Annotated in this window: 11 protein-coding genes; 8 read left to right on the top strand and 3 right to left on the bottom strand. The window is 67.0% G+C overall.

The genetic code is table 11. The features are described 5' to 3' along the window. Positions 1-2: 2 nt before the first annotated feature. The 3 genes from ACT6QG_RS06460 to ACT6QG_RS06450 all read right to left on the bottom strand — a co-directional run bounded on the left by ACT6QG_RS06460 (position 3) and on the right by ACT6QG_RS06450 (position 1,724). Entirely contained in the window at positions 3-392 is a 390-nt protein-coding gene (locus tag ACT6QG_RS06460) for a type II toxin-antitoxin system VapC family toxin (RefSeq protein WP_444976742.1), read from the bottom strand. Beyond that, on the bottom strand, positions 379-654 hold the full coding sequence (locus ACT6QG_RS06455) for an AbrB/MazE/SpoVT family DNA-binding domain-containing protein (protein WP_444976741.1): 276 nt from the start codon (positions 652-654) through the stop codon (positions 379-381). Before ACT6QG_RS06455 ends, ACT6QG_RS06460 begins: the two co-directional genes overlap by 14 nt. Positions 655-839: 185 nt before the next feature. Beyond that, positions 840-1,724, bottom strand: a complete 885-nt coding sequence (locus tag ACT6QG_RS06450) for a GGDEF domain-containing protein (RefSeq protein WP_444976740.1) — start codon at positions 1,722-1,724, stop codon at positions 840-842. Positions 1,725-2,024: 300 nt separating this feature from the next. Between ACT6QG_RS06450 and ACT6QG_RS06445 the strand changes: the two genes are divergently transcribed. The 8 genes from ACT6QG_RS06445 to ACT6QG_RS06410 all read left to right on the top strand — a co-directional run bounded on the left by ACT6QG_RS06445 (position 2,025) and on the right by ACT6QG_RS06410 (position 12,496). After that, positions 2,025-6,407, top strand: a complete 4,383-nt coding sequence (locus tag ACT6QG_RS06445) for a strawberry notch-like NTP hydrolase domain-containing protein (RefSeq protein ID WP_444976739.1) — start codon at positions 2,025-2,027, stop codon at positions 6,405-6,407. 35 nt (positions 6,408-6,442) lie between these two features. Next, on the top strand, positions 6,443-6,775 hold the full coding sequence (locus ACT6QG_RS06440) for a DUF736 domain-containing protein (RefSeq protein WP_444976738.1): 333 nt from the start codon (positions 6,443-6,445) through the stop codon (positions 6,773-6,775). A gap of 3 nt (positions 6,776-6,778) precedes the next feature. Further along, a complete protein-coding gene (locus ACT6QG_RS06435) occupies positions 6,779-7,546 on the top strand; it encodes a lytic transglycosylase domain-containing protein (RefSeq protein WP_444976737.1) in 768 nt (255 codons plus the stop codon). A 247-nt stretch (positions 7,547-7,793) separates the two neighbouring features. Further along, a complete protein-coding gene (locus ACT6QG_RS06430; RefSeq protein ID WP_444976736.1) occupies positions 7,794-9,581 on the top strand; it encodes a relaxase/mobilization nuclease domain-containing protein in 1,788 nt (595 codons plus the stop codon). Between the two features lie 15 nt (positions 9,582-9,596). Then, positions 9,597-11,582, top strand: a complete 1,986-nt coding sequence (locus tag ACT6QG_RS06425) for a conjugal transfer protein TraG (RefSeq protein ID WP_444976735.1) — start codon at positions 9,597-9,599, stop codon at positions 11,580-11,582. Next, a complete protein-coding gene (locus tag ACT6QG_RS06420; protein ID WP_444976734.1) occupies positions 11,534-11,767 on the top strand; it encodes a hypothetical protein in 234 nt (77 codons plus the stop codon). The genes ACT6QG_RS06425 and ACT6QG_RS06420 overlap by 49 nt, the downstream gene beginning before the upstream one ends. 91 nt (positions 11,768-11,858) lie before the next feature. Beyond that, entirely contained in the window at positions 11,859-12,140 is a 282-nt protein-coding gene (locus tag ACT6QG_RS06415) for a toxin-antitoxin system TumE family protein (RefSeq protein WP_444976733.1), read from the top strand. After that, positions 12,137-12,496, top strand: coding sequence for an HVO_A0114 family putative DNA-binding protein (locus ACT6QG_RS06410; RefSeq protein ID WP_444976732.1), 360 nt, complete (start codon positions 12,137-12,139; stop codon positions 12,494-12,496). The genes ACT6QG_RS06415 and ACT6QG_RS06410 overlap by 4 nt, the downstream gene beginning before the upstream one ends. The last annotated feature ends 210 nt before the right edge of the window (positions 12,497-12,706 follow it).

Below are 12,706 nucleotides of genomic sequence, written 5' to 3'. Positions count from 1 at the left end.
GCTCAAACTTCCCGCACATCCTCGTAGCCGGCAGCCCTCGCCGCCTTCACGAATTTGCGGTCGAAGCTCGCCATGCCATCGCAATGCGCGGCCTTCCCCAGATGCAGCGCATCGGCGAAATCCATGCCACGCTCGGCAAGGTCGAGCGCGCTCGCCACGACCGCGCCGTCCTCGACGGTGACGGTCGGAAGGCCCGCGAACGATCTCATGGCGCGGGCCACGTCGGTCGGCCGATACTCATAGGTGCTTCGCAGCACCCACTCGACTTCCAGCATCACGGTGACGGAGACGAATACCGCCTCACCGTCGATCAAAGCCCGCGCGCGCGGCGATTGCTTCGGATGATCGTTGGTCAGGTAGCGAATGACGACGTTGGTATCAATCGCCAGCATGTCGCCGCTTCGCTTCGGCCAGGACGCCCGCGTCCATCTCGGCGATCGTCTTCGGCTTGCCCTTGTAGGGCAGCGCGCCGAAGACGTCTTCAGGCCGCGTCTCGGCGAAGGCCGGCGCCGGCTTCAAAAGCACGCCGCCATCCGCTTCCTCGACCGTCAGCTTCGTGCCGGCGCTCCATTCGCGCCGCTGCGGCAACCCGGCCGGCAGGATGATCTGCCCCTTGGTGGAAACCGTCGTGGTCAGTTTTTCGGCACCGGCCATCGGCCTGATCCTTCCCGATGTAAGACGAACGTAAGATAGCGCGTCGCGCACCGCGCTTCAAGGCGTGCCCCTGGAAGGGACAGAGAGCTATCAGGTGAACCGTGCGGCCCCGAGGGAAATCGGATCGCCGGCCGCAGCCGGCGTTGCCCCATCCGCGCCGGCGTCGTCTCGGGCGACCGCGACCATCACCGTGTTCTTGCCCGCGCGCTTGGCCTGGTAAAGCAGCCCGTCGGCGTCCTCCAGATGCAGCGCGCCGTCCTATAGCGCCCCGGCGGGACGATCAGCGCGCCCATGCTGACGGTGACGGCATAGCCCGTCGCTTCAAGGACATGAGATACCCGCTCGTGAATGTGCCGGGCGAGCTGCTTCCCCTCCATGGCCGATGCCGCCTGCAGCACAAGCCCGAACTCATCCCCGCCGATACGGCCGATGCGATCGCTGCGGCGGATTTCCCGCGCCAGCCCGAGCGAGAAGTTCTTCAGCACGGCATCGCCGGCACCGTGACCATGCTCGTCGTTCAACTGCTTGAATCCGTCGAGGTCGAGGACCGCGATCAGCATGGTGGCGTCGGCCGCGCGGTGCCTGGCCAGCATGGCCGCCGCCTCCTGCTCGAAGGCGCTTTTGTTGAGAACGCCGGTCATCTGGTCCCGTTGCGCTGATGCGAGCGTGCGATCATAGAGCCGCCGGAAGCTCAGGACGAAGGCCGCCACGGTCGAATAGGCCAGCGTGCGCGCCGTCGCGCTGCCGACCAGCGACAGAAACTCCGGCGTGCCATAGCTCAGCTCCACCTTGAGAAAGAGGAGCGCGATGGTTGCCGCCGTCACGGTGACGGCATGAACCGGCCGCAGCGTCCAGCAGGCGAGCGCAACCGGGACAACATAGAGCGTCCGAAAATTGGCCGACGCAGCGACGCTCGACAGATCGAGCATGGTCACGGCGACGATCGAGCCGACGACGATCATCCATTTCTGCCAGCTCTCGCAGCGGATCAGCCATAGCGCGGCGGCCTCGAAAGCGTCTATCGCCGCGTCGAGCTTGCCTGGCGCGCGGTCGCCCTTTTCCGGTGTCACATCACGCTCCTCCGTCGGGACCGGGTTCGAGTGCTGTTCGGCGCATCACACCAAAGGCAGCTATAATAGCCGGAGTTTGCTGAACATCCGGTAAAACCGTCCTGCGAAATTTGACACTGGCACCCCGCGGAAAGCGTGGGCCGGGTTCGGGATGGGCCGGTCGCTGCGCGGCATCGCGCGGCTTTGGAAACCTCGTTCGTCGGCAGAGGGAGAGAAAGGCCGGGAAGGATTCGAGCCTGCGCGGTCGAGAGAGAGCGCGGCGCGGGCTCGATCCTGTTCCGCTCTCCCGAGGTTCCCACCATGTCCATGATTTCCGCATCCGCGGCGGCGTCCGCCGCCGCTTCGCTTCCGCTCGGCCACGACAACGACACCGCCGCCAACGTCTTCGCGGCCGCCGGCCTGATGCTACCCCACCTCGAACGTGGCCAGCGGATCGACGCCGCCATGCTGCGCGGCGCGATGGAGACCGCCTTCGGCGCCTCCGACGCCGCCGGGGCATGGGACTGGAAAACGGCCTACGAGGCGTGCGAGGCCGCCACCGTCCTGTTCCTGCGCAAATACGGAAAGACGCTTTTGCGCAAGTCCTGCTCGGCGGCTCAAAGCCTGCCCATGCTTGAAAAGATCGCGGGTCTCCTTCCCACTCACACCCGCCGCTCAGAGGAATCGCAGACCTACCAGCAGTTTTCGACGCCGATCCCGCTCGGCCTGGTCGCGGCAACGGCCGCCTCCGTCACCCCCGCCGATCGCGTGCTCGAACCCTCGGCCGGCACCGGCCTTCTCGCCATCCTGGCCGAGATCTCCGGCGGCAGCCTGGTTCTCAACGAGCTGGCCGACATGCGGGCCAGCCTCCTTTCTTCCCTCTTTCCGGCGCTGTCCGTCACCCGCTACGACGCGGCCCAGATCGACGATCACCTCGACCCGGCCGTGGTTCCGTCCGTCGTGCTGATGAATCCCCCATTCTCTGCGCTAGCCAATGTCGAGACGCGCACGGCAGATGCGACTTTCCGCCATATCGCCTCGGCGCTGGCGCGACTCGCGCCCGGCGGCCGGCTGGTGGCGATCACCGGGGCGAACTTCGCACCCGACAATCCCGCCTGGTCCGATGCCTTCATCGGCATGCAGGAGCGCGGCCGCATCGTCTTCTCGGCCGCGATCGACGGCTCGGTCTATGCCAAGCATGGCACCACGATCGCCACGCGGCTCACCGTCATCGACAAGCTGCCGGCAGACGATCCGGCGATCTTCCCGGCCGCTCCCGGCGTCGCGCCGGATGCCGCGACGCTGCTGGCCTGGATCGGCGCGCAGCTTCCGCCCCGCCCCGCCGTCGAGCTTCCCGGGCTGCCCGTCACGTCGTCGACCTCGGCCGCGCCCCGCACCGTGCGCGGATATATCAACCGCGCCGCCAGGATCGCGCGCCCCGTCGCTCCGGCCGAGCCGGAGGCCGTGCCGCTCGAATACGAGACGCAGGACTGGCAGGCCGCCGAGGGCGGCCATATCAGCGATGCGATCTACGAGGACTACGGCCTTCAGGCCATCCGTATCCCCGGCGCTCAGGCACATCCCACCCAGCTCGTCCAGTCGGCGGCCATGGCGAGCGTCGCGCCGCCAAGGCCGAGCTATCGGCCGCATCTGCCGAAGAACGTCCACGCCCTCCTGTCGGACGCGCAGCTCGAAACCGTCATCTATGCCGGCGAGGCCCATTCCGATCATATCCCCGGCTCCTGGACCGTGGACGCGACGAACGATGTCGTGTCGGTCGCCGCCGAGGATGCCAAGGACGCCGTGCAATATCGCCAGGGCTTCATGATCGGCGACGGCACCGGCGTCGGAAAGGGCCGGGAATCGGCCGCCATTATCCTCGACAACTGGTTTCAGGGGCGGCGCAAGGCGGTCTGGATCTCGAAGTCCGACAAGCTCGTCGAGGACGCCCAGAGGGATTGGGGCGCGCTCGGCATGGAGCGATTTCTGATCGTGCCGCTGTCGCAATTTCCACAGGGCCAGCCGGTCACGCTCAACGAAGGCATCCTATTTACCACCTATGCCACGCTGCGCTCCGACGCCCGCGGAGCAAGGGTTTCCAGGGTCGAGCAGATCGTCCAATGGTTGGGCAAGGACTTCGATGGAGTGGTGATTTTCGACGAGGCGCACGCAATGCAAAACGCTGGCGGAGGTAAAGGAGAACGCGGTGACGTCAGCCCGTCCCAACAGGGTCGCGCCGGGCTGCGCCTGCAACACGCGCTGCCCAATGCCCGCATCGTCTATGTCTCGGCCACCGGCGCGACGACCGTTCATAACCTCGCCTATGCGCAGCGCCTCGGCCTCTGGGGCGGCGAGGATTTTCCGTTCGCCAGCCGCGCCGAATTTGTGGAGGCGATCGAGGCCGGCGGCGTCGCGGCCATGGAAGTCCTCGCCCGCGACCTGCGTGCGCTCGGCCTCTACACGGCCCGCTCGCTCAGCTTCGCCGGTGTCGAATACGAGCTGCTGGAGCACGCTCTGACGCCCGAGCAGACCCGCATCTACGACGCCTATGCCGGCGCGTTCTCCATCATTCACAACAATCTGGACGCGGCGATGCAGGCGGCCAACATCACCGGCTCCTGCGGCACGCTGAACCGGCAGGCGAAGTCGGCGGCCCGCAGCGCCTTCGAGTCCGCCAAGCAAAGGTTCTTCTCCCACCTCCTCACCTCGATGAAGACCCCGACGCTGATCCGCTCGATCGCGGCCGATCTGGAAGCCGGCCATTCGGCCGTGATCCAGATCGTATCGACGGGCGAGGCCCTGATGGAGCGCCGGCTTGCCGAGTTGCCCACCGAGGAATGGGGCGACGTCCGCGTCGACATCACTCCGAGGGAGTACGTACTGGACTACCTCGCCCATTCCTTTCCGGTGCAGCTCTATCAGCCGTTCACCGACTCGTCCGGCAACCTTTCTTCGCGCCCCGTCATGCGCAACGGTCAGCCGGTCGAAAGCCGCGAGGCAGTCGCCCGCCGCGACCGCCTCATCGCCAATCTCGCCAGCCTGCCGCCGGTCCCCGGCGCGCTCGATCAGCTCATCCAGCATTTCGGCACCGATACCGTCGCCGAGGTGACGGGCCGGTCGCGCCGCATCGTGCGCAAGGCCGGCAATGGCGTCACAATCGACCGGCTCGTGGTCGAGAACCGGGCGGCTTCGGCCAACCTCGCCGAGACCCAGGCGTTCATGGATGACGCCAAGCGGGCGCTGGTGTTCAGCGACGCCGGTGGCACTGGCCGCTCCTACCACGCCGAGCTGTCGGCGAAGAACACGCGGCTGCGCGTCCATTATCTCCTCGAGGCCGGCTGGAAGGCCGACACCGCCATCCAGGGACTCGGCCGCACTCACCGGACCAACCAGAAGCAACCGCCGCTGTTCCGTCCGATCTCGACCAATGTGAAGGCCGAGAAGCGGTTTCTCAGCACGATCGCCCGCCGCCTCGACACGCTGGGCGCGATCACACGCGGCCAGCGCCAGACGGGCGGCCAGGGGCTGTTTCGGCCCGAGGACAATCTAGAGTCGCACTATGCGCGCGATGCTCTGCGCCAGCTCTATCTCCTGCTCGTTCGCGGCAAGGTCGAGGGCTGCTCGCTCGAACGCTTCGAGGCCGCCACCGGCCTCAAGCTGATGGACTCCGCTGGCATCAAGGACGAACTGCCGCCGATCACGACGTTCCTCAACCGCCTGCTCGCTCTCACGATTGAACTTCAGGGCGTTCTCTTCACCGTCTTCGAGCAGCTCCTGACGGCGCGCATCGAGGGCGCCATCGCGTCCGGCACCTACGATACCGGACTCGAAACGCTGCACGCCGAGAGCTTCGTCGTCACCGACCGGCAGACGATCTACACCCATCCGCGCACCGGCGCGGAAACCCGCCTGCTCACGATCGCCGAGCGCAAGCGGAACCGGCCGGTCTCGCTCGATGCCGCGCTTTCCGAACTCGCCGATCCGCGCGCCCGGCTCCTCGTCAACGAACGGTCGGGGCGACCCGGCCGACGCCGCATCTTCCTATTGGCGGCACGTCCACAACCGGCTGACCGCCGGTGTGGAACCGCGCTTCTATACGCGCGAGCAGCACGACGCCTGGCGGGCGCGCAGGAGCGTCATGCCATGAGCCCGCGACGCTCCACGCTCCTTGCCATGCTCGCCGGTGCGGCTCTGATCGCCGCGCCTGTCGTCACCGGCCATGCGCCGCGCTTCATCTGGAACGCTTCGGCCAGCGTTCCGATCGGGCTCTACGCGCTCGCCCCGGCCGGTCCGGTCGAAGTCGGCGATCTGGTCACGGTGCTGCCGCCCGACGACCTCGCCGCTTTCCTCGCCATGCGCGGCTACCTGCCGCGCGGCGTGCCGCTCATCAAGCGCGTGCTGGCCCTGCCCGGCGCGCAGGTCTGCCGCCGGGGCGCGTCCGTGATCGCCTACGATCACGTCTATGGCGAGGCGCAGGCCCACGACCGCTTCGGCCGCGAGCTGCCGCAATGGGACGGCTGCCGCGTCATCGCCGATGGCGAAATCTTCCTGATGAATTGGGACGCCCCCGACAGCCTCGACGGCCGGTATTTCGGTCCGCTTCCCCTCTCCTCCATCACCGCCCGGGTGAGGCCGATCTGGACCGACGAGTACGGCGACGGCCGCTTTCGCTGGCGCTTCACCGATCCGGCCCTTGAGCCGTGAGCAACCCGCAACCAGCACACACAGGAGACAAGACAATGGCAGATCTCGGGGACTTCACCCGCACGGAAACCGGCTTCACCGGGCGCTTCCGTGCGCTCGGCATCAACGAGCCGCTCACCTTCGTTCCGGCCAAGCCTTCGGAGGCTGAGAACGCGCCGGCCTACCGAATCCTGCTCGGCGACGAAGACGGCCTCGACATCGGCGCAGGCTGGTCGCATGTCGGCGAAAAGGCCGGTGAGTTCGTCTCCATCGAAATCTACAGCCCACCCATCGGCTGGTTGCGCGCCTACCTCTTCCGCGACGCCGACGACGATACGGCCTGGAGCCTCCAGTCCAACGAGCCGAAAAAGAAGCGGACGGAGAGCTGAACGGTGGCGGCTCAACGTCCTGCGCGCGTCGGACGGTCTTCCGCCGTCCGGCGCTCCGCACTCCTCCTTTCCCTTTCCGGCCTTCTGCTGGGCCTCGCACAAGCGCCCGCGATCCGTGCTCAAACCGCGCAGGCCGCGCAGCCGCCGGTCGGCGGTCCCTATGCCCTGGACATCGCCGAGGCAGCGCACCGCTTCGGCATCCCGGCCGGCTGGATCGCGGCGGTCCTCGGCGCGGAGAGCGACGGCGATCCGCTCGCCGTGTCATCGGCAGGGGCGATGGGCCTGATGCAGCTCATGCCCGCGACCTGGGAAGAACAGCGCGCGCTTCACCAGCTCGGCAGCGATCCGTTCCAGCCGCGCGACAACATCCTCGCTGGCGCGGCCTACCTGCGCGCCATGTGGACCCGCTACGGCAATGTCGGCGGGATGCTCGCCGCCTACAATTTCGGTCCCGGCCGGTATGACGAATACCTTGCCGGCGAACGCGGCCTGCCGCAAGAAACGCGCGATTACGTCGCCGCGCTCGCGCCCGTTCTCGGCGGCGAGCCGCTCGCGCCGGACACCCTCGCCGGCCCGTCGCGCGTCACCGACTGGCGCAATGCTCCTCTCTTCGTCACGGCACCGGCTGGCCCGGAAAATGCACTCGGCCAGCACGGCGAACGCATCGCCGGCGCACCTTCGGATGCGCCAGCCGCGTCGCCCGGTTCGCTCGCACCGGGACCGGCCGAGGCGCTTTTCGTGGCGCGATCTGACACGGGAGGCGCGCCATGAGCTTGATCGCACGGTTTCGTGCTGTAGCGGCGTGCCGGAAAGGAATGGGAGGGTCGCGGGCCGGAGGGGGCACGGCGACTGGAATACGGCAAGGTAAAAGCCATGGCGCAAACCACCGTCAAGCCATTGGAATGGCTTGGTGTTTTGCGCATATGGCGGTCGGTCGTGCATACGCATGGGCGATTTTGCCAGCAAAATCAAAGGCGCTTCATATGGGCGGCTTCGCCGTGCCTCTCGGGGGGCGCGCATGAGCGGCGACGACAACGAGTTTCGCATCCGCCCCGGCAAGCCGCGCTCGACGCGAGCGCCGCGAGCCAAGACCTTCATCAACCAGGTGCTGCGCGCCGCCAAGCAGGCGAGCAACGCGCCAGGCAGCGCGACGGGATCTGGGCCGAGGCGCGGCGGAAGCTCGGCCAGCCGCTCGACCTTCGGCCGCGGCCGCAATGTCGTATCGCGCAGCCGTCTGCTCGGCTCACGCCGCCGCGTCGTCGCCAAGGCGCGCATCGCCCGGCACAAGGGCCGCGCCTTTCGCTCCGCGCCGATCTCGGCCCACCTCTCCTATCTCAAGCGCGAAGGCGTCAGCCGCGACGGCGAGAAGGGCGTCATGTTCGACGCGGAGAATGACCGCGCCGACGATCTCGGCTTCGCCGATCGCTGCCAGGACGACCGGCATCATTTCCGCTTCATCATTTCCCCGGAAGACGCCGGCGACATGGAAGACCTGCGCGCCTTCACGCGGGATCTTGCCAGGCAGATGGAAGCCGATCTCGGCACCCGTCTCGACTGGATCGCCGTCGATCACTGGAATACCGACAACCCGCATGTGCATCTCATCGTGCGCGGCGTCGACGAGACCGGCGCCGATCTGGTCATCTCGCGCGACTATATCAGCCACGGCCTGCGCGGACGGGCCGAGGAGCTGGTCGATGCCGAACTCGGCCCCAAGCCCGAACACGAGATCCGCTCCAGCCTCGCCCGCGAGGTCGATGCCGAACGCTGGACGCGGCTCGATCGGGAGATCGCGCGCCAGGCCAACGAGTTGGGCTATATCGACCTGCGGCCCGAAGCGAAGGGACCGGATGATCCCGAAATCCGCCGGCTGCTGGTCGCGCGGTTGCGCCATCTCGAAAAGATGGGCCTCGCCGTCGATGCCGGTGTCAACGAATGGTTCGTCGAGCCGGGCGCTGAGCGGACCCTGCGCGATCTCGGCCAGCGCGGCGACATCATCAAGACGATGCACCGCGCCTTCGCCGGGCTCGGCGAGGAGCGCGCCGTCGCCGACTTCACGATCGACCCTAGCAAGGACGGGCCGCCGATCATCGGCCGGCTGGTCGACAAGGGCCTCCATGACGAGCTGAACGGCGAAGCCTATGCCGTGATCGACGGCACGGACGGCCGCGCCCATCACGTCCGGCTGCGCGGCATCGAAGCCTTCGAGAACGCCCCTCCCATCGGCGGCATCGTCGAGGTCCGCCGCTTCGGCGGCCCGGACGATCCACGGCCCACCATCGTCCTCGCCAACCGTTCCGACCTCGATCTCCAGAGCCAGATCACCGCGCCCGGCGCGACCTGGCTCGATCATCGGCTGGTCGAACGTGACGCCATGCCGCTCGCCATGGGCGGCTTCGGCCACGAGGTGCGCGAGGCGATGGACGCGCGAGCCGAACATCTCGCCGATGAGGGCCTCGCCCGCCGCGAAAGCCAGCGCATCGTCCTGCAACGCAATCTTCTGGCGACCCTGCGCCGACGCGAGCTCGACGCCGTGGGCGAGCAGCTCTCGGCCGAGACCGGGCTAGCGCATGTGAAGGCACAGGCTGGCGAATATGTCTCCGGCACCTACCGCCGCCAGCTCGCGCTCTCCTCCGGCCGCTTCGCCGTGATCGAGGGCATCGCCCCGGACGGCGGGCGCGGCTTCCAGCTCGTCCCCTGGTCCCGCGAGATCGAACACAAGCTCGGCCAGCACATCTCCGGCGTCGCTCGCGGCGGCGGCGGCATCGACTGGTCGCTCGGCCGCAAGCGCGACCTCGGCCTCTGACGAAAGGAGCTTCCCATGTCCGGCACGAAAATTCTCTGGGGCCAGATCAGCATCGTCTTTCTGATCGTCCTCGTATCGGTCTGGAGCGGCACGCAATGGGTGGCCTTCCGCCTCGGCTACCAGCCCCAGCTTGGGCCGGCCTGGTTCGAGGTCGCCGGCTGGCCGGTCTATTATCCACCCGCGCTATTCTGGTGGTGGTATTTCTACGAAGCCTATGCGCCGCGCATCTTCGCCGAGGGCGGCATCATCGCCGCCTCGGGCGGCTTCCTCTCCATCGCCGTCGCCATCACCATGTCGGTGATGCGCGCCCGCGAGGCGTCCGACATCGACACCTACGGCTCGGCGCGATGGGCCGAGCGGTCCGAGATCGAAAGTGCCGGGCTTCTCGGCCAGGACGGCGTGGTGCTCGGCCGCTACGAGCGCGACTACCTGCGGCATGACGGCGCCGAACACATCTTATGTTTCGCGCCGACGCGATCGGGCAAAGGCGTCGGGCTTGTGGTGCCCAGCTTGCTGACCTGGCCCGGTAGCTGCATCGTCCATGACATCAAGGGCGAGAACTGGCAGCTCACCGCGGGCTTCCGGGCGAAGCATGGCCGTGTCCTTCTCTTCGATCCGACCAACGTGGCCTCGGCGGCCTATAATCCCTTGCTCGAGGTGCGGCGCGGCGAGTGGGAAGTGCGTGACGTCCAGAACATCTCCGATGTGCTGGTCGATCCCGAAGGGTCGTTGGAGAAGCGGTCGCATTGGGAAAAGACCAGCCATTCGCTGCTGGTCGGCGCGATCCTGCACGTCCTCTATGCCGAGAAGGACAAGACGCTCGCCGGAGTCGCCGCCTTCCTCTCCGATCCGCGCCGCACGATCGAGGCCACGCTGGATGCGATGATGGCGACACGCCATCTGGGCGAGGCCGGGCCACACCCCGTCGTGGCGTCATCGGCTCGCGAGCTGCTCAACAAATCCGACAATGAACGCTCCGGGGTGCTCTCGACCGCCATGAGCTTTCTCGGCCTGTATCGCGATCCGGTGGTCGCGGCCGTTACCTCGCGCTGCGACTGGCGCATCGCCGACCTGATCGCAGACCCGCAACCCTCGACGCTCTACCTTGTGGTGCCGCCCTCGGACATATCGCGCACGAAGCCCTTGATCCGCCTCGTCCTGAATCAAATCGGGCGCAGACTGACCGAAGATCTCCACGCCAAGGACCGCCGGCATCGCGTGCTGCTGCTGCTCGACGAGTTTCCTGCGCTCGGCAGGCTCGACTTCTTCGAGTCCTCGCTGGCGTTTCTCGCGGGCTACGGGATCAAGAGTTTCCTCATCGCCCAATCCCTCAACCAGATCGAGAAAGCCTACGGCCAGAACAACGCCATCCTCGACAACTGCCACGTCAGGGTGAGCTTTGCCACCAATGACGAGAGGACCGCGAAAAGGGTCAGCGACGCCCTCGGCACGGCGACCGAGATGAAGGCGATGCAGAATTACGCCGGCAGCCGTTTGGCGCCCTGGTTGGGGCACATCATGGTGTCGCGCTCCGAAACCGCTCGTCAGCTCCTCACCCCCGGAGAGATCATGCAGCTCCCGCCCGACGACGAGATCGTCATGGTGGCGGGCTCTCCACCGATCCGGGCGAAGAAGGCGCGCTACTATATCGACCCACGGCTGACCGAGCGCATCCTGCCGCCGCCCGACCCCGCGACGATCGCCAGCTCGGCACGGCCCGATGGATGGTTGGCGCTGAAGCCGCTTGCGCCCGACGCCGCGCTGGTCGCGGTCGCCGAAGAAGCCGCGAGGAAGAAGGAGGAGGACAAGGCCAATTCCGGCCTGCGCCGCGAACCGGACATGCCCCAGCATGTCGAAATCGTCCACGAGAAGAAGGAGCCCGCATGCGCGAGGCCGCCTTCACGCGCCGCCTCGATCGCCTGTCGCGCCAGACGTCACGGCTCGAGCGCGATATGCGGCTCACCGCCGACACGCTCGCGCTGTTCATCCGGCACTGGCTGACCGTCACCCCGCAGCTTCCGCCCGAGGAGAACGCGACCGCCCACACCAGGGGCCTCAAGCGGTTCGACGGCTTCATCCAGACGCTGGGCATGCGGCTTCAGCAGGGCAACAGCTTCCTCAACGAGATCCCCGACGACATCGCCGCGAAACCGGAAAAGGAAGTCAATCCGGACGGCCTGCGTTGAAGGCCGGACGACCACCCCTGGAGGTCGCATGCGCCGCGCAGGGTGATGTTCTCATTGACAACACGAAGACACCGCTGATATGGAGAACAACATGGATGCGGTATTGATCGCCAAGGAACGCACGTCACTTAGCGAAGATGCCTTCTATGAAATCGTGGTCTGGCAGGTGCCTTCCCCGGTTCCCGGCAGCGGCCATGGCTTCAAATACCGTCTCGCCCTCGTCGTGCGTGGGGAATGTATTCTTCGCTACGACAATGAGCGCGGCAAAGGCGATCACCGCCATATCGGCGAACGCGAGGAACCCTTCGCGTTCACCACGCTGGAGGCGCTGCTGGCCGCGTTCGAGCGCGACATGGAAAGGATGCTGGCATGAAGACCTTGACCGTTCGCTTGGGTGGCATGGCCGAGATCCGCAACCGTATCGCCGCGGCCAGCAAGAAGGCGCTTGCCGGTCAGCCCGTCGATGTTCAGCCCTGCCTCAATTTCGGCACCTACGAGGACATGCACCGCGTTCTCGCCCCCTCCCGCCTTGCCATCGTCAAGACGCTTGCCGGGCAAGGCGCGCTGTCGATCCGCGAGGTCGCCCGGCGCGTCGGCCGCGACGTGCAGGCCGTCCATCGGGACGTGACCACGCTCATCAATGCCGGCGTCATCGACCGCACCGAAAGCGGCGTAGAGTTTCCCTACGAGACCATCCATTTCGACTTCGACGTGAGCGCAGCCGCTTGATGGCCTGACCCATCCCTCTTCTGCGAGCCGGCTCGAAGCCCCCGGCGATCGCTTTACCGGGCCGCGCCATGACGTCCGGCTTGTCGCCGCGGCAAAACTGCCCTTCTCGCCCCACCGACTGATTCGGCCGCCACAATGCCAGCCGCACGGTCTCGGCGCGGGACCGAATCCGCCGTGCTCCTGTATTATTGCGCTGCACTACTACTACGA

The sequence above is a fragment of the Haloleucobacter ellipsoideus genome (assembly GCF_052491725.1).
The sequence above is the reverse complement of the archived record's forward strand: the minus strand, read 5'-3'. Positions and strand labels throughout refer to the sequence as shown.